The organism is Pseudomonas sivasensis (assembly GCF_013778505.1).
In the GTDB taxonomy this organism is placed as follows: Bacteria; Pseudomonadota; Gammaproteobacteria; order Pseudomonadales; family Pseudomonadaceae; genus Aquipseudomonas; species Aquipseudomonas sivasensis.
The window spans coordinates 344265-361720 of sequence record NZ_JAAOWU010000003.1; the positions used below are offsets into that span (position 1 = coordinate 344265).

General features: G+C 51.8%; 15 protein-coding genes and 5 pseudogenes. 8 read left to right on the forward strand and 12 right to left on the reverse strand.

Going from position 1 to position 17456, the window contains the following annotated elements; genetic code table 11:
• Positions 1-203: 203 nt before the first annotated feature.
• Positions 204-599 carry a HAMP domain-containing protein gene (locus G9Q84_RS29170; RefSeq protein ID WP_338104080.1) on the forward strand — a complete coding sequence of 132 codons (396 nt, stop codon included), beginning with the start codon at positions 204-206 and terminating at the stop codon, positions 597-599.
• 372 nt (positions 600-971) lie between these two features.
• Positions 972-2165, forward strand: a complete 1194-nt coding sequence (locus G9Q84_RS07945) for a GGDEF domain-containing protein (protein WP_181643079.1) — start codon at positions 972-974, stop codon at positions 2163-2165.
• Positions 2166-2196: 31 nt separating this feature from the next.
• Here G9Q84_RS07945 and G9Q84_RS29985 read toward each other — a convergent pair whose 3' ends face one another.
• Together G9Q84_RS29985 and G9Q84_RS07950 are read right to left on the reverse strand one after the other, a co-directional pair.
• Positions 2197-2436: a hypothetical protein gene (locus G9Q84_RS29985; protein ID WP_475492985.1), complete on the reverse strand. Its 240-nt coding sequence runs from the start codon at positions 2434-2436 to the stop codon at positions 2197-2199.
• Between the two features lie 107 nt (positions 2437-2543).
• Positions 2544-2795, reverse strand: coding sequence for an efflux RND transporter periplasmic adaptor subunit (locus G9Q84_RS07950; RefSeq protein WP_181643080.1), 252 nt, complete (start codon positions 2793-2795; stop codon positions 2544-2546).
• Between the two features lie 124 nt (positions 2796-2919).
• Between G9Q84_RS07950 and G9Q84_RS07955 the strand changes: the two genes are divergently transcribed.
• On the forward strand, positions 2920-3399 hold the full coding sequence (locus tag G9Q84_RS07955; protein ID WP_185160042.1) for an IclR family transcriptional regulator domain-containing protein: 480 nt from the start codon (positions 2920-2922) through the stop codon (positions 3397-3399).
• Between the two features lie 140 nt (positions 3400-3539).
• On the opposite strand, the gene G9Q84_RS07960 is transcribed toward G9Q84_RS07955, so the two are convergent.
• Positions 3540-4085 carry a cysteine hydrolase family protein gene (locus tag G9Q84_RS07960; protein WP_181643081.1) on the reverse strand — a complete coding sequence of 182 codons (546 nt, stop codon included), beginning with the start codon at positions 4083-4085 and terminating at the stop codon, positions 3540-3542.
• A 97-nt stretch (positions 4086-4182) separates the two neighbouring features.
• Positions 4183-5073, reverse strand: coding sequence for an MBL fold metallo-hydrolase (locus G9Q84_RS07965; protein WP_181643082.1), 891 nt, complete (start codon positions 5071-5073; stop codon positions 4183-4185).
• Between the two features lie 133 nt (positions 5074-5206).
• On the opposite strand from G9Q84_RS07965, the gene G9Q84_RS07970 reads away from it, so the two are divergent.
• Positions 5207-6235 carry a GlxA family transcriptional regulator gene (locus tag G9Q84_RS07970; RefSeq protein ID WP_181643083.1) on the forward strand — a complete coding sequence of 343 codons (1029 nt, stop codon included), beginning with the start codon at positions 5207-5209 and terminating at the stop codon, positions 6233-6235.
• Positions 6236-6249: 14 nt separating this feature from the next.
• On the opposite strand, the pseudogene G9Q84_RS29175 reads toward G9Q84_RS07970, so the two are convergent.
• Positions 6250-6838: pseudogene (locus tag G9Q84_RS29175) on the reverse strand ((Fe-S)-binding protein); the annotation flags it as partial.
• Here G9Q84_RS29175 and G9Q84_RS07980 point away from each other — a divergent pair.
• Positions 6815-7093 (forward strand): annotated as a pseudogene (locus tag G9Q84_RS07980) (EAL domain-containing protein); the annotation flags it as partial. The pseudogenes G9Q84_RS29175 and G9Q84_RS07980 sit on opposite strands and share 24 nt — an antisense overlap.
• Positions 7094-7190: 97 nt before the next feature.
• Here the strand turns inward: G9Q84_RS07980 and G9Q84_RS07985 are convergent.
• A complete protein-coding gene (locus G9Q84_RS07985) occupies positions 7191-8504 on the reverse strand; it encodes a sensor histidine kinase (RefSeq protein WP_181643084.1) in 1314 nt (437 codons plus the stop codon).
• 221 nt (positions 8505-8725) lie between these two features.
• On the opposite strand from G9Q84_RS07985, the gene G9Q84_RS07990 reads away from it, so the two are divergent.
• The 3 genes and pseudogenes from G9Q84_RS07990 to G9Q84_RS08000 form a co-directional block, all read left to right on the forward strand.
• On the forward strand, positions 8726-8905 hold the full coding sequence (locus G9Q84_RS07990; RefSeq protein ID WP_058419427.1) for a CsbD family protein: 180 nt from the start codon (positions 8726-8728) through the stop codon (positions 8903-8905).
• A gap of 586 nt (positions 8906-9491) precedes the next feature.
• Positions 9492-10460: a hypothetical protein gene (locus G9Q84_RS07995; protein WP_181643085.1), complete on the forward strand. Its 969-nt coding sequence runs from the start codon at positions 9492-9494 to the stop codon at positions 10458-10460.
• A 160-nt stretch (positions 10461-10620) separates the two neighbouring features.
• A pseudogene (locus G9Q84_RS08000) lies at positions 10621-11112 on the forward strand (IS66 family transposase); the annotation flags it as partial.
• 871 nt (positions 11113-11983) lie between these two features.
• Here the strand turns inward: G9Q84_RS08000 and G9Q84_RS29750 are convergent.
• From G9Q84_RS29750 to G9Q84_RS08025, 6 genes and pseudogenes are all read right to left on the reverse strand, one after another.
• Complete coding sequence (locus tag G9Q84_RS29750; RefSeq protein WP_414704591.1) at positions 11984-12580, reverse strand: methyl-accepting chemotaxis protein; 597 nt, start codon at positions 12578-12580, stop codon at positions 11984-11986.
• Positions 12572-13339: pseudogene (locus G9Q84_RS29755) on the reverse strand (PAS domain-containing protein); the annotation flags it as partial. The gene G9Q84_RS29750 and the pseudogene G9Q84_RS29755, both read right to left, overlap by 9 nt.
• Positions 13340-13707: 368 nt before the next feature.
• Positions 13708-15275, reverse strand: a pseudogene (gene tnpC, locus G9Q84_RS08010) (IS66 family transposase).
• A 61-nt stretch (positions 15276-15336) separates the two neighbouring features.
• A complete protein-coding gene (gene tnpB, locus G9Q84_RS29760; RefSeq protein WP_181643087.1) occupies positions 15337-15525 on the reverse strand; it encodes an IS66 family insertion sequence element accessory protein TnpB in 189 nt (62 codons plus the stop codon).
• A complete protein-coding gene (locus G9Q84_RS08020; protein ID WP_181643088.1) occupies positions 15506-15652 on the reverse strand; it encodes a hypothetical protein in 147 nt (48 codons plus the stop codon). The genes tnpB and G9Q84_RS08020 overlap by 20 nt, the downstream gene beginning before the upstream one ends.
• Positions 15649-16005, reverse strand: a complete 357-nt coding sequence (locus G9Q84_RS08025; protein ID WP_181643089.1) for a transposase — start codon at positions 16003-16005, stop codon at positions 15649-15651. The genes G9Q84_RS08020 and G9Q84_RS08025 overlap by 4 nt, the downstream gene beginning before the upstream one ends.
• Between the last annotated feature and the right edge of the window lie 1451 nt (positions 16006-17456).

Below are 17456 nucleotides of genomic sequence, written 5' to 3' on the forward strand. Positions count from 1 at the left end.
TCAACATCGTCGTGCAATTGCGCGGGCTTGCCAGCGGACTGCATGACGGACAAAAGTTGAGTTCGGGTGCGCGCAGCGTTATCAAGTCGATGCTCAAAAATGAGTAACTCATCCACAAAGAACTTCAACAAAGCCTGGCCCTGTTGCGTCGCAGAGAACCTGCCCTCGCTGATAGTATTCAGGCACCGATCACCAGTGCTTTTGTGAGCCTGGACAGTTTCCGTGCCGACCTTGAAGTATTGATTGACGCGCCAAGCGACACCATCACCGGCGTTCAGAGTCTGCCAGCCAAAGGCACTGCGGTGGTGGCTGAGTTGTACAAGGCGCAAGACACACTGCAGGAAGCACTGCTGAATGCGCTTGAACGCCGAGTTCAGGAAAAAACTTCGGAACGGCTATTCATTCTAGGCATGTTTGACGTTCTTGGCATGCTGCTGGTGTATGTGTTCAGCGGTATCTACAGCGCCATGCGTCGCACGATAAACGATGTTTTGATCGCCACCCAACTCATTGCGAAGGGCGACCTGAGCGTGCGCATTCAAGTGCGCGGCAAAGATGAAATGGCCGACGTGGGCAACGGCCTTAACCATATGGTGTAAGCCTTTAGGGGCCAGTGATGGCCCTTTTTTGGGCTTAACTTTTGGTTCGCCGGCAGCGCTCTCAGCATTACCAGACTTCCTCTCAGCAGCGCGCCCATTTTTTCTCCAGGTAAATGGAACCCCGCACGTAAGGTAGGTTTTAGAAGAAGCTCACTCTTTCCATTGCTTCACCTATACGAACTGCTAGGTGGGTTGTGGAAATACCAGCGATGCGAAGTTGCAGAAATCCTTTTCCCGACGAGTTAATGGCTTAGTACAGGTATCTCGATACCAGTACTAAGCATCGAAGCTCAAAGGGCTTGGTAGTGGCACTCGGCCATTTCGGCTAAACTTGCGCCTAAGAGGTGCTAGTGCAGGCGCCAGGTGAACCCTATGATTGCTCACACCCCTACGCTTTTCGCCTGTGTCGCTTTGGTAGCGACGATTATGGCTTTTTGTTTGATCCTAGTCGGACAGTTCAACCAGCGTGACGGCCTTCTAACGATAGGCTTCGGTCTGTTAGCGCATGCATTAGCCTACATCGGCTATACGTTCTATGGTCACGCACCGTTGTGGTTGACCTACGGCTCCGCCAACACCCTATTGGCAGTGGCACTATCCTTCTATGGGGCAAGTGTCTTCCGGGTTGTCGAGCTTCCTGTCGCATGGTGGGGAGTGTTTGCTCCAGCAGCATTGATGCTGGTGTTGATGGTCACTTTGATCGATACGCTCGAACCGCGAATGCTGGCTGCCACGGTGGTGTTGATGGTGCAGTGCTCATTGATCATTTACTGGACTCACCGGCACATTCCCGTTCAGGGGCGTGCACGCATGTTGTTGATCATCGGATCAAGCATTAGCTTGATCGGTTTGGGTATGCGAGTCGTGGCAGTGCTTGGCGGAGGCGCTGCGGAAATGCGTTACGACGTGAGTAACCTCAAGCAAACGATCTCGGTCAGCATTGGTACCTTCACTGCGATGATGATCTCCCTGGGCTTGGTGCTCCTGGCTAAAGAGCGCAGCGAGGCTTTGCTTCAGCACATGGCGCTGCGAGATGTGCTGACCGGTATCCTAAATCGTCGAGCCATCCTTGATCAGTTTTCGACGGAGTTGGAGCGTGCGCGCCGAGACGGTTCGAGCCTGGCAGTTGCTATGGTCGATATCGATCACTTCAAACACATCAACGACAGGTATGGCCATCTGGCAGGAGACGAAGTTATTAGGCACTGTGCCAATCATCTAACCCAGCGTATTCGCCATTCCGACAGTATTGGTCGTTATGGGGGGGAGGAGTTTTTGATCTTGTTGCCGAGCACTAATATTGAAGGGGCCTTGAGTGTACTAGATAAGTTGCGCACCTCTTTAGCCGAGTCGTCAGCTCAATATGGTGAGGCAAAAATTTCGGTGCGCATCAGTATTGGTGTTTGCTGCGTTGTACCCGATGAGGGCGACGCGATAGCCAATTTGCTTGCCAAGGCGGACGCTGCGCTTTATGAAGCAAAGGCGTCAGGGCGCAATACTTTGAAGCTCGTGCAGTCATACCCCCAACAGAATGAAGCGCCTTTAATACTGAAGCCGCAGCACTAAAGAACTTCCTCCCAGTAACATGATCATTCTCCTACACGTCCTTATTGATCGTATGCGCCGGATGAGACTGGCCCGAAGCGAGTAGTAAGGTTCTACGATTCAGGGGCGGAGCTCTTGGCCGTCCCGGTAGCGAGCGAGGTTCTCTTGCGACATCAAGATTAGCCCGCTGAGGTAGCAAAATTGGATCTGCTTGTGTGTTGGTGTTGGCGACGCCTCTGGCGATGCTTTGGACGCGACTGCTAATCGATGGCCCTCCGGACATGAGCGACACATCGGCCAAGTCCCCCTCGCGAATGTCCAAGAGATTGGTTTCCTCGAAGTAAGCCGTCTAGTAGAGCGAGTCGTTTTTGATGAGTGAGAAGGCGGGAGCCCCCTGGGCTACGTAGTTGCCTTCCTGCAACTGACGTTGGTGATCGTACCGTCAGATGGCGCAATCACGGATGTACGGGCGAGGTTGATCCTCGCGGTTTCCCACTGCGCCTTGTTGACCTCATATTGGGATTTGGCCAGCAAGACTTGGGAATGTGCGTTATCCAAATCCTCAGCGCTGATGGCGTTGATCCTGGCCAATGGAACACGGCGGCGCTCTAGAAGTACTGCAAGCTCCCACGCATGCTTTGCGTGTTCCATTTTGGCTTTCGACTCGTTCACAAGGGAGCGATAACGGGCGCATCAATCTCAAAAAGCACATCGCCTTTTTTTACCGCCTGGTTATCTCTCACTTCAAGCTTGGTTAATTTTCGTTTGCCCTTGGCTGCATAAGCTGAGCGAGACGGTTCAGGAGACCGTTGTCTTTTCGAGGTCTGCAGGCATTCAACTAATCGTTGAGGATCGTGTTGTTGCTGACCGTGAGTTGCAGGTGATGCCGCGTCTTGGCCAACTGGATACGCCGCTCTATGGCACATCAGCTGGACGGGCTCTTTTGGCTCTGGACAAAGATGAAGATGTGAGTGCTTTGCTTGCAGTTGGAAACACCGCGAAGCACAAAGCAGTGTTGCCTCAAGCTCTGTCGGTTCAGCTGGACGGTATTCGAAAGAACGGGATTTCCAGTGACCACGGTGAGCATATCGAGGGAATCACGACAACCGCCGTTGCTTTGGATACGATACTGGGGCGTTTCGCAATTTCAATGCCCATTCCGACGTTCCGTTTCGAGAGGAATCGCGATTCCTACATAGAGGGGTTGTTGCGCTGCAAGGCCGGATTGCTCAAAGAAATCGGTATAGACGGCTAACGCTCAAAGGCAGAAGTCTTGAGACGTTAGCCGTTTGATTCTGCGGCTAGGGAAGTCTAGTTCGGTACCGGCGCCATCAGATCATTGTAGAGGGTGAGAACACGAGCCCCCAGTGCCCTGAACATTAACTCGTCACGCGGTCAGGCCGAGAGGTAATCTTCCACCGACTTGACGGTGGCGTAACCGAACTCAAACGCTGCCATCATCGTGGCGTGTGCGTGAGCAGCAGGAACGTTAACACCACCAAATGTGAGATCCAGGGTGGCGCAGGCGTCATGCAGCACCGTAACGGGATAGCCCATGTCTGCCGCCGCGCGCACTACGGCATCGATGCACATGTGGCTCATTGCACCGATTACCACGAGTTCCTCGATGTCCGCTGCTTCCAACTGCTGCTTAAGATCTGTTTCTCGGAAGGCGTTGATGTGTGCTTTTACAATCACAGGCTCATTACCCAGAGGTGCAACAGCAGGCTGAGTTTGCGCACCGTTCGAGCCTTTGACGAAGATTGGAACGCCTTCATCATTGGACTCATGCCGTATGTGAAAAACCGGAGCTCCTATATCGCGCGAGTGGCTGATCACTCGGACAGCATTCGCTACAGCAGCTACGATGCCGTCTAACGGCAATTTGCCTGTGGGCAGGTATTCATTTTGCAGGTCAACTACTACAAGGCCACGTTTCATGAACGATCTCCGGTCGAATTATCCGAGCTAAGCATGCGGCTTGAGGGTTGAAGTCGACAGATAGAACACCTGGATTTCCAACCTCAAAAAATTTAAGTCAGAACTCCAGCGAAGCGCCGTCTTCCGGTATATCTACGCGACTTTCGATACCGTGCTGTTTGACGTAAGCGCGCAATTCCTTTCGGGTCAGCGACATATGGTTGACCGCGTCCATGTGCACCGCGACGATTTTCGCGTCTTTGGCCGCCTTGGAAGCGCGGAGTACATCTTCCTCGCCCATGATGATCGCACCCTCAAATCCGTTCACCTTCGCTTTTCCGGCGTTGAGTACGATGACTTCGGGGTGATATTTCTCAATGGTTCGGTCTACCTCTTTACGCCAGATAGTGTCGCCAGCTAGGTAGAGAGTTTTGTAGCCTGGCGCTTGAAATACAACGCCCATAGCCTCGCCCAGAAGTTTCGCGAGTGGGGGAGCGGCATACATATTGTCTGTGCCGTGCTGGCCACCCGTCTTGGTGATTTTCACGCCGCCGAATTCCGCTTCGTCAGTAAGAACGCGTACGTTCTTGAAGCCTTGGGAGCGAATCAACGTCGCGTCTTCCTCGTGCTGTGTGAACAGCGGTATGTCTTTCGGAAGCGCTTTCTGTGCGGCATCGTCCCAGTGGTCAAGATGCGTATGAGTGACGATGACAGCGTCTACACCAGAGATTACGTTTTCGGGCGACTCAGTCAGATCAACCAAAGGATTGCGTAGGTCACTACGGTAGGTATTTTCAAATCCTGGGTAGGTTCCTTTTTTGGACAGCATCGGGTCGATCAGAAAGGTCGTGCCTCCGTAGGAGATTTTTACCGTTGCGTTGCGAACTTGCTGCAAGTCGACTTTATGGGCCGCGTCCGGGGACTTGGGGGCGTCGGAGCTCGCAATTGCCGATGAGGTCGCGGCAGCCCAGGCGAGGCCAAGGGCTATTGGAAGTGTATTGAAATTCATCTCGTTAATCCTGTAATTGCATCAGTGACTCTATTCTTGCCCAATGCCTTGGGACTCAACAGTGGCCTGAAGGACAGAATTCGATATAATTGGGCCACTAAGCCTGCGCTGTTTTCGAATATGAGGCTGACTGATGCAATCCACACGCGTTGCTGTTCTGGCTTTTGACGGTGTCAGCTTGTTTCATCTTTCCGTGCCTGGAATGGTTCTAGGAACAGCTCAATCCGCACCCGGTGAACCTCATTACGAGGTCAGTTACTGTGCAGAGACGCCGGGAATGGTGATAAGCGACCAAGGCATAGGCCTAGCGGTCGATCATGGCCTGGAACTGATGGAAGCATCCGACGTAATTGTCATTCCGGCGTGGGGCGATCATTCTGTCGCAGCGTCTGCGCAGCTTGTGCAAGCCTTACAGAGTGCAAATGCCCAAGACAAGCTTATCGTCGGGCTATGTCTGGGAGCATTCGTGCTCGGCGATGCAGGACTTCTTGATGGCAAAGAAGCAACCACTCACTGGGCAGTCAGAGACGAGTTTGGGCGACGTTTCCCAGAAGTTCGTTTCAGGCCCGAAGTGCTGTATGTCAGTGATGGCAACATCATTACCTCTGCGGGAACCGTGGCAGCGATTGATTGTTGTCTGCATCTAATACGTCACCGACTCGGTGCTGACGTTGCCAATCGCACTGCAAAGATGCTGGTGACGCCGCCGCATAGGCAGGGAGGTCAGGCTCAGTACGTAGAGCATCCTCTGCCGCAGCTGTCTAGCGAGACTCATTTGTCCAATGTACTGGCGTGGGCCCGAATGCACCTGGCGAGTGATCTGTCGCTCGATGTTCTGGCGGACATGGCGAAAATGAGTCGGCGTACTTTTACCAGGCGATTTAGGGAGGCGACCGGCAGCACTGTCTCAAAATGGTTGAATGCTGAGAGAGTCGCCAGAGCACAACAGCTGCTCGAAACGACCGATTTACCTATCGAGTGTGTCGCCGGTGAGGCGGGTTTCGGAACGCCTTTGTCGTTGAGACAACAGTTCGGCGTTCACCTTGGCACTTCACCCTCTGAGTATCGGCGAATGTTTTTCCGTGAAATGAAGCCAGGCCCGAAGGCGGGCGGCAATCAGCACACTGCCGAGTCATTTACCCATTCCCAGGTAAAAGTTTAATCATGCCTCGTGGCTCAGGCAGCAAGACTTCTGACGACAGCGAGCAGCGCTTGTAACGGATGTAAAACGGTAATTCCATCCTGTCGTTTCACCTGACTTCGGCAAGCATATCCGTCGGCTAACAAACGGCCTGATGCATTGAATTTCGTCACAAGCGGCGCCCAGGACTGCTTGTAAATAACCGTGGACGTGTCGGCGTTCTTTGTCTCATGCACCATAGGTGCCGGACATGCCGCAGCACCCGCTGGCCTATACGCTCATTTTCAGTCCCATGCGCTCATAGACTTGTTGCCAAAGGACGATGCTGTTTGGCTCATTTGTCTTTTCAGTGCAGAGGGGAAGGAAATGATAGGGATCGGCATCTTTCACAATCTGCGACTGTGGAAGCGTATTGGCGAGCCACTCCTGCGGCAGTAGTACGGTAGGAACCTTGTGACTGCCAAGCGTCTTCGCATATTCCTGGTGATACACCAACGTCATCGCCGGATCGAGGCCCACCAGCGGTATTTCGTACTCCTGAAGCTGGTGCAACGCTTCACCGTTGAAACGTGCGGCCTCTTCAAAAGCTTTGATGAAGCCTTGTACCTGCGGCGATTTCCCATCGACAAACTCAAGATTGACATCGCTTTCATACGCGAAGTGACGAGCAATCCCCAAGACGCTGCTATTGCCAAGACGATTATTGAATTGGCGCACAGTCTAGACCTACAAGTGATAGCCGAAGGAGTCGAGACCGTTGAACAGCTTGCATTTCTTACGGAAAATGGCTGTGATCAAGTGCAGGGTTACCTCTTCAGTAGGCCACTGCCGATCAGTGAGTTGCATGAACTTCTGCGTGAACGAACCTGTTTTACTTGAGCTTTACGGCTTTCGGGGGGGGCAGCGTTGAATTGGTTGGTTCTTGGCGGCACTTTTTCACATGGAAGGTGCCTACCAAATCCCGAAGCCACGAAGGTTATGTGGGGTCGATCACTGAGTCGATTCGACCTAACGCCTTTAGGTATAGGGACACTGTTGTCCCTTTGTCAGGTGCTGTATTTACCCTAACTGTGCCCCCAGCGTTCTCTGCGAACTCACGGACTTGCGATAAGCCCAAACCCGTACCTTTTCCTCTTTCCTTTGTTGTGAAAAAAGGCTCAAAAATTTTAGCCGCAAGGTCAACCGGTATACCCGGCCCAGTATCAGTGACGCTGAGCACGATGTAATTGCCTCCAGCCAGCGCAACGTCACCCTCAACACATACCAGTCGCGTTGAAATGCAGATACGGCCTGCCGCCCCAAGCGCATCTCTCGCATTCGTGAGAAGGTTCAAAACCGCCGCATTCAATTGGGCTTCTTCGCACATTACGACTGTGTTTGGAGCCGACAAGTCGAAAGCCAAGTCAATACTTTCAGTAGCTGTGCGAAGCAATAAATCACGCATTTCTTCAAGCCGAGCGTTAACTTCTAAGCAGACTAGATTCGGGCTGTCCAAGCGAACGCTGGATAGCAGGTGACTGACCAGATGCCGCCCTTGGTCTACCGCCTGCAACCCGGTATCGCTGAATTGCTCAACATCCCCCGGGCGTCTTGCTCGTAATCTTATCATCTGCAGGCTTGCGCTTAGCGCCTGAAGGATGTTGTTGAAGTCATGTGCGATACTTGCGGTCACCATACCCAGGGAGGAGATACGCCTTGCGTGATGCAGTGACTCTTCTGTCAGTTGATTCAAAACCTTCGCCTGGGCGAGTTCTTTCTCCAGGATCTCTGCTCGATACTCACGTTGATGTCTAAGCAGTCGTAATTGCAGCAGTGAAGATGTCTGTCGAGCCAAAGCCAACAACGCTGTCCGCTGCTGCTCCGTTAACTTTCTCGGCTTTGTATCTATCACGCAAACCGTGCCAAGCGCGTGTCCCGTATCGTCAATAATAGGAGCTCCCGCGTAAAAGCGGATATGCGGAGGGCCAAGCACCAGTGCACTATTTTGAAATCGCGAGTCCAGTTTGGCGTCTTCCACAATCAACACGTCAGCGGGAGCCAGGATCGCATGGGCGCAGAAAGCCAAATCCCGATGAGTCTCCCTCACGTCCAGTCCAACGCAAGCCTTGAACCACTGACGCTCTCTGTCCACGAGGGAAACCAGCGAGACAGGAACGTCGCACAATGTGCTCGCGATCATAACGATGTCGTCGAATTCTTTCTCCGGAGCTGAGTCCAGCACGCCGAGATGCTCCAGCGACAGCGCTCTTTCATCCTCGCTTGGAGGAAATGGGGCAGGAATGTGGGGCATCTGACTACGCATCGCTGGGGGGAGTAGGGGCGATGATGCTGTTTCGACTGCTCGTACAGCAAGGAATTGTTTCTTCATCCAGGCATTGCGAAACCTGCATCAAGGTAGCGCTCGACAGATGTGCGACGAGTGGTCGTCATAAAAAGTGGAACTCCTGTTCACAGCCGCCAGTCAACTTTTCTGTCCAGACAGGACACGTATTCCTCACCGGGAGAAAACTCATGAGTGGCACATCTGACAAGATCAAAGGCCTGGCCAATGAAGCCATCGGTAATGTGAAGCAAGGTGTCGGCAAGGTCACTGGTAATGAGAAGCTGCAGGTAGAAGGGGCTGTCCAGGAAAAGAAAGGTGAAGCCCAGCAGGTGGTTGGCAAAGTCAAAGACGCCGTAGACAAGAAGTAACCTTAGGCGGGTAATACCTTCGCTGCGATGGCTATCAGTTGGTAGCCATTGTAGCTAGGTTACAAGTATCGGAAGATGACTCCACCCACTTCTGTTCCGGCCAGACTAAATATAACTGACCGCTATCTATCTCTCTATTAACAGGCTGTCACGATGAGTGAACAGTCTTATCGGTTTTTTAATATTTGGCTTGGCACTGCACGCCCCCTTCGCTTTGCCGACTTGTAACTTGTTGCGCATTGGTCGTAGCCGCTGCAATCGCTGTTGAGGCTTCAGATCCCTGGTGATTCAATCCTCTCTATAGGCCGATTAGGACGACAGCGCTTACTTCATACTGACGCACCAGGCCGCTTTTCATTGAGCCGGCTTGTAGATTTTGGATGTCAAAAATCTAAGGGCACAGGCGACGTCAAGCTTACAGCCGGCTGCCGGAGTATGAGAAATAGGATTTAAGTAAAAATTTTCTGGTGCATTTGATTCAGTTCTTATGGTGCATTTGGACTATCTTTGAGCGTATGTCCATTCGCCATACTCAGACTTGTTAATGCACATAGCCTTGCTCCCAAAACTAATAAAGGGCGTCTGTATGACCACTGTCTATGAAGCGAATCGTTCGTTATTCCGCGTGTCTTGGAGTTCGGTATTGGCAGGTAGTGCGATTGCACTGGTGACGTACGTAGTTCTGAGCGTTTTGGGAACCGCCATCGGCGCTAGCGCAGTGTCCCCGATGGAATCTGGTAATCCGCTCAGTGGTTTCGGTACTGGTGCTGGAATCTGGTTGTTCGTTTCTACTCTGGTGGCAATCGGAGTCGGAGCTTTCGTTTCTGGCAGGACGGCACCGGATCGCGGCGGCTTGCATGGTTTACTGACTTGGACAGTAACAACCTTACTGACGACTTGGCTGCTGGCTGGCCTGGCCGCAAGCGTAGTTGGAACTGCAGGCTCCGTCGTTGGTAAAGGATTGTCCGCCGCAGGAAGTGGCATCGCTGCTGCCGCGCCAGGTATTGGTGACAGCGTCAAAAAACAGTTGAATGAGCAGGGCGTCCAACTCGATTGGAACAGCCTTCAGGGTGAACTAGAGACGCTCCTTAAGCAGAGTGGCAAACCTGAGTTGGCTCCCGAGACCGTAGAGCAAAAAACTGATCAGGCCACCGCTGAAGGCAAGGAATCAGCTTCAGATGTCGCAACTAATCCTGTTCAGGCGGGGGATGAGTTGAAGCAATGGTTTGAACGCGTAAAAGCTTCCGGCGAGCCAGCGCTTAATGCTGCCGATAAAGACGCTCTCGTTAACATCGTTGCTGCCCGTACAGGCAAAAGCAAGAAAGAGGCTACTCAGATCGTTGATAACTACGCTCAGGCCTATCAGCAAGCGATGCAGAAATTTGAAGACTTGAAACAACAAGCTGAGCAAAAGGCACGTGAGGCTGGTGAGATTGCTGCGAAGCAAATTTCGCGCGCGGCATGGAGCACATTGGCGATGCTTCTGTTGGGGGCGGCTCTTAGCTTCTTTGTTGGTCGCATGGCTCTGACCAACCGTCGCATTCCTACAGCTTGATATCGAAAAGAGATAGGAGGGCGGCAGGGATGTCGCTTTTCCTTTGTTTTGGGCGGCGACCTGAAAGCTCTGCTACGCAGCTCATCAGAATTGAACTAACCACCTAGTGACGATGCCCAAGGTGCTCGTGATGGCCTATTAGCTCTTATTCGAGAGACGCAATTCGCGCCGCAAATTCTTCGAACTGCATGTAGCCAATAAAAGCCGGTTGGCGGAGCAAGCATTGCACTCAATCGTCGGTCTGCACGAGGTCGAGTGACATGGAAGGGAAATTAGCGACGAAGACCGTTGGCAATTAAGCCAAGATACAGCGGTGCCCATCGTTGAAAAGCTGCATGAGTGGATGCTGGCCCAGCTTGAACTTGTGCCGGAGGGTTCGGCCACGGCTAAAGCTCTGGTTTACAGCCTCAAACGCTGGGTAGCGCTGACGCGCTACTTGGAAGATGGTGCTGTGCCAATCGAGAACTACCAGATCGAGAATTTGATGCGGACGTGGGCGCTCGGACGGTCTAACTGGTTGTTTGCGGGATCGCAGCGCATCAACGGGCATAATCCGTATGCTTATGTAAAGGATGTGCTGACGCTGCTGCCGACGCAGCGGGCGAGTGAAATCCATGATCTAATACTTCACGTATGGAAGGGATTCGAGTAGCACTGTCCATACTTTGCAGATCTGACGCAGCATCAAACTGGTGAGGTAAACATGGAAGTACGGCCTATCAAAATTAAAGATCTCCACGCGTTTTACCCCGTCTTTTGTGAGGTGAGCGCTGAGGGTCGTTACTCGGCACGGCCAAACCCGCCACTATTCAAGTAATAGAACGTGCGTTAGCGCAGGTGTTGGAAAATCATTGGCCGGTATATGTGAACGAGCATGGTCGTCGGCTCAGCTGAAGCCTATCTAGATAGTTTTCGCCCGCCAGGCGGAAGCGAATTGATTGGAGTTCTGGGAATGCAGGGAAAGCGAGAGTACCGCCGAAGTGGTTATGGATTTGCTCTAACTTTAGCGGTGATAAGACATTGTCGGAGGAGGTGTTTTTAACTCTGTGGACACGCAGTGTTTTCAAGTCAAACACGGCAGCCAGATCACTTTACAAAAAGCTCGGTTTCACGTGGGTCGAAGATCTCCCGCCTTGCAAACTTACATGCGGTAGAGTTGAGCAGCCAATCAAAGTGCGGCTTGCACTCTGATTGCAAGGTTGTGGCAGACACCGCGAAACCATTGACAACGTGTGACGCCGACACGCGCAGTGCGCAAGCTCGTTCGCTGGCCGCTTACCTTCCTCAGCGCTCATAAATCATCTCCATATAAATCAAGACTGGCTTCTGCTTGCGGATTTCGCCGTGCCGATACTCAAATAAGGAAGTGGGTGGAGCGAGCGTTGGCCAAGATAGTTGATAGGGCCGCCGAGTCAGCTGTAGGTTAGAATTGCACGCAACGAACTAGAATCCATGGAGCATGATCCATATGCTCATTTTAAATGATATTAATCAGCGGAAGCCCGACTGTAGGTGGGGGCAGGTCAGCCCACCCAGCCTACTGCTGTCTTAGGGATCACCTCAGACTCATCCAGCTTGGAGGCAAACATGCTGACAGCCTCTACAGCATCACTTGTGCCCGTACGGATTTGCAGAATCACCATTCCCGCTTGGTCAGCAAGCGAGACTCCCCTCTGGGCACCTTCGTGGGTGGCATTCATGCTAGCGACTGCTTCTCTGGTCTCGGATAGAATTTTACCGATCATCTCAGCAATCTCAGTCGTGGAACGACTTGTTCGGCCCGCCAGCTGACGTACCTCATCGGCCACAACTGCAAAGCCGCGTCCTTGGTCGCCCGCCCGGGCTGCCTCAATTGCTGCGTTAAGCGCTAGTAGGTTGGTCTGATCAGCGATGCCCCGTATCGTGTTAACGATGGCCGTGATCTGCTCTGAGCGATCTCCTAGCTGGCCGACCAATCGTGCGGAAGATTCAATATGATCCGCTATGAGTCGCATTTCTCTGGCGGTTTGCTGAATAACTTCAGCACCTTGTTCGGCGACTTTTTCAGTTTCTGCAGAAATATGATAGGCACGTGAGGCACTGCGGGAGTCCTCTTCAAATTTCTCTACCCGCTCCGTGATGTCGCTGGCAAATTTGACTATCTTCGCCAGTTTTCCTTCTGCGTCATAGACTGGGTTGTAAGTTGCCTCCAGCCACACGACGCGTCCATGCTTGCCAATCCGCTTGAATTGTCCGCTAAAATACTCGCCAGAGTTCAACCGCCTCCAAAAATCTGCATATTCGTTGCTGTTTACCAGTTCAGTATCGCAGAACATTCTATGTTGTTTACCTTTGAGATCGCTATGAGCGTAGCCCATGGTGCTCAGAAAATTTTCATTGGCATTGAGAATGTTACCTTTCAGATCAAATTGGATGACCGCCATGGCGCGATCCAATGCTGCGAGCTTGCTGCTAGCTTCAGAATCGTTGATGACCCTCTGGGTTACGTTAAAGGCGTATTTTACAATTTTGCCTACCTTTCCCTCTCGATCCAGAATTGGATTGTAACTGGCCTGAAGCCATATCGTTTGTCCCTTCGCGTCCACGCGCTGAAACGTTCCCGATATGAATTTACCTGCCCGTAGTTGGCTCCAAAACTCAGCATACTCCGGATGGCTGACGAGCGAGGGTTTGCAAAAATCCCTGTGTGAGATGCCGGTGATCTGATCAGCACGATAACCCATCACCGTGAGGAAATTGTCGTTCGCGCGAATCACCTTACCATCGAGACCAAGCTCGACGATGGCCATTGAGCCATCCAGAGCGGAAATTAATCCTTTATATTCAGAAACTTCTACAGATTTTGACGCGAGCTTTTTCTTGATATTTGAGTTGAACATACCGTAATCTCTCGTTGGTTTTTTCCTCTATCTGATATCGGCCGTAATTAAAAATCCTTTATAGGCGCTGTCAGGCTTACCGTAGAAGTGACTTTGGCGTCGGGGCCAGGAAGGTTAGTTGGCCGGACGCTTAGTGCGCCAGTTAAAGCTGGCGGAGGATAGTCGATGAAAGTTCGATACTGGTAAGAAATGGCGAATCAACCAGACCCCGAGTCATGCATGTTGCACCCTGAGGTGCAGGGTGAAGCGTTGGGCGATGGTGTCCGCGTATTTTGAAGCGGAGGCGATCACCCTTATCGTAAGGATTTCCATACGTCAACGAAGCTCTTACTCGAAGCGTATGAATCCGACCATCACGCCTCGCATGATTAAACCGGTTGCCACTTATGCGGCAGCAAATGATGTCGCTCGCCCGCTGCGTCGGCAGGCGCGTGAGCAGGTCATTCAAATAAGCATATGGATCATACCCATTCAGTCGCGCAGACTGAATCAAACTCGTGATCGCCGCCGCCCGTTTGCCACTGCGCAGCGATCAGGCGAAGAGCCAGTTATTGCGTCCAAGAGCCTATGGCCTGATTTGATTTCCACACCAATTATTGTCTATGGGGACGGCACCAACATCCAGGTAGCGCGACAGCGCTGTCCAGCGTTTCAGACTGTAATCCAGCGTTCTGCTGATGGCTGAACCTTCGGACACGAGATCGCGCTGGGGGATAATCCAGGCATGCAGCCTATCCATCAACCGTACCGCTTTTTCCTGCCGTATTTGGCGCCGTAAATCCGGTTCCAGGTCGCGGACTTCGCTCTCGATTTCGTACAGCAACTGGATGTGCCGCAAGGCCTGCTCGGCGATCTGGCTCTTGTTGGTCGCGTGCAGTTCGAAGAACTTGCGCCGGGCATTGGCCATGCAGCCGATCTCGGTCACGCCGAGTTCGGAGCTGGCCTTGTAACCGCCAAAGTCATCGCAGACCAGCTTGCTCCTCCAGTCTTCCAGAAAGTTGCAAGCATGCTCTCCAGCGCGGCAGGGACTGAAGTCATAAACCACTGCTGCGACGTCCGAAAACTGGCTGGAGGCGTAGGCCCACACATAGGAACGGTGGGTTTTCTTTGTGCCTGGCGCGAGCCTCTGCACCGGCGTTTCATCAGCTTGGACGACCTGCGGCCCTAGCACCACTTCGCGCAGCGCGTCGACCAGAGGCTGCAACTGCACGCCGGTTGCACCCACCCACTGAGCAAGTGTTGAACGTGGAATCGCCAGGCCGGCTCGACCGAAAATCGATAGATGGTCGGCAAACTTGGCGATCATGACGTGGTCCAACAGCCGAGCAGTCCGTATACCCTTGTCGATGACCTGCGCCGGAACCGGTGGCTGAATCAGCGTTTCGCAGTCATCGCAGACCCATTTGCCACGAACATGGCGCTCAAAGGTAAATACGCCTGGCGTGTAGTCTAGCTTTCCGCTGACGTCCTCACCGATGCGCTTGAGGGCGCAGACGCATGGGCAGTGAGTGTTGTCCGGTTCTTGGTAGATCAGCGTGCGTGGACACTCAGCCGGTAACGCGTTGCGTTTGGGCTTCTGCTTTTTTTCAGGCGCAGTTATCACTGTCTGCAAGCTTTGAAGCTCGGCTTCAATCGCTGCGATATCGGTGTCGATCAGATCATCAAGCAGGCTAGCCTGCGCCGGATTCATATGCTCGCTGCGCTTAGCAAATTTCAAACGCTTGAGTTAGGCGATCTCATAGGTCAGTTTTTCGATGAGCGTTTGGTCGCTATGGATCTTATTACCCAGGGTCTCAACGGTTTGCCATATCGACTTGACGGTCATACCCAACGTGCTGACCTGATGGTCGAGCGTCCCGACATGCTGCATCAACTGCGTCGCCAAGGCGCGCTGTTGTTCAGGGGGCAAGTGATAGAGGTCGCGAAGCGAAGTCATAGTACGGATTGTGCCAGACTAGGCAATTTGCGGCGATAAATCGATAGGCTAATGGTTGCCGTCAAAGCAGTGTGATCGAGCCGCAAGCACCTGCACGTTGCCATGGTAGGCCCAACACCAATGCCTGAAGCTGCTCGGCATCGCGTTCTATTTCTGATCCATGTCGGATGCCAGGCCGGTGAAATCTGCCTTGATTCAATCGGCGAGCCGTTAACAAGACCCCAAAGCCGTCATGCGCCAGCACTTTCATCCGAGTGGCGCGGCGATAGGCGAACAGGTAAGCACAGTGCGGCAATCACCCGGGCCAATACGGTTTCAGTGCCTGCGCGCATGTCCATGGGCTCGGTGGCAAGCCAGATGGAATCGATGCGGATCATTGGGCAAGCTCACGGGTAAAACGGGCACATCCATCAGGGTCTAAAGATGGCCATTTCACCGTGAGCTTTTGCTGACCGAAAGGGATCTCGATGCTGACAGGCTGTTGCTGAATGGGCTGCTTTAACGACTCAAGTTTCATCGGAACAAAAGCGGGCAGCGCCGGCGGCTGACCATCGCGATAAACAGGAATACATTTTCGAACCAAGTTGGCGTTGATACCGTGGCGCAGGGCAACGCTGGCCATCAATACGCCCGGTTGCAGGCATTCCTGGACGACTTGAGCGTTAAAGGGTTTGGGATGAGAGGTTCTTTGGCGCATGGAAATCCGGAAGATAAGGGCGATGGTATCCACGTATTTTTAAGTGGAGAACAGAAGTGATACATAAGACGGCAGCAGTATGGGTTGTCTGGTTGAAAATCCCAATGCTGCTAGCATTCTTTTGCTAATTTAAATTGTTGAATGAGCATAGGGTTCATACACTATCCAGATTTTTAGTTTTTTTAAAGTTTTATATCAATAAATCACTTGTTTTTTATATCAGCTGAATCGGCCAGCGCTTCTATATTTTTCTCTCTCTAATTTGGAACGGGGCTCGAAATATATTAACCATTTGACTGAAGGTTGTGCGTCTGTAAGAACCATGTTGCGCCTGGTAATGGAGTTGAGACCGCTTTAGCCGTCGTTCTTAATAGAAATTAGAATTTCACTCGTCCGCGCAGGCTTTTGGATAACGGCTATTTAGATGCTTGAATTCGATAATTTCCATTAGGCGTGTTCGCTGGCTTTCGTAAAACTAATAATCAAGCGGAAATCAATGTTGGCGTGATTGATTTAATTCGAATGGGTGGTTGTTCTATGGTCAGTGGAGTTTGATTGGTAAATCGCACCTGTGCACAAATTTTAGGGGTTGGTCTTTATTAATGAGGCCAAGTTTTAGGGGTTGATGCTAGTAACTCAGCTGTTGTATGAGTAGCTTTTTAGGTTGGATTTAAAAGCATCACGGATGCTGTCTGAACTCGTTGCTACGCTAACGCTAAAATTGAAAATCTCGCGTTAGCTTCTGGGGGGGCGGTGCGCCACACGTGTAGTCAAGTGATTTTAGTGTTGCTAAGTTGTTCCGCTAGTAAGCAAATTTCTTAAGCAGCATGGTCGGCGGCGTGATACTCGATAATTTTTCGTTTAGACCGTTAACGGGCTATAGTTTCTGCGCTTTAGGGTGTCGGGATGGTCGTTGGTAATTTTATAGACGGCAGGTTGGTAACTGTGCATTTCTGTCCGCCATGTTCCATACTATAATTTTGGTGCTTCTAAATCTTGGTATCCTAGAAAGGCGTTCAGCGCTTATATTTAAGCTCCGCAGTGAAACTCTCAGCCGAAAATCTGCGCTTACGGTCAACGCTCTTTTGATGACGTCTAAAAAAGTCTGCTGAGGGATAAAATGATCCTCGGCAGCTATGGTGTATGGTCGGCGGCCAATGTAGAGCTGAACTGTTTGTCCTTTTGCGTTAGATAAAAACTTTTGTGTTGCGATGCTGTAGATTTGGTAGTGGATACAGTCCATCAAAGGGTGCGTAGAAAATGTTGGTCATTGTTTCTACTGTGCGAAGGTGTTAGTTGTAGAGATATCCGGTCTCGTTTTTTTTCTTCTTGATTACGCAATGTTTCATTGCGCCGGAGTGATCGTTGTTGCGCTAAATGCCAGCAATGAAAGTGCGGAAGTTAATCTATTAACTGATTTAAGATCAATCGCTTGTCTTGCTTCGTATGCATCAGCTTCGATGGTTGCGCAAAGACGATCGCTG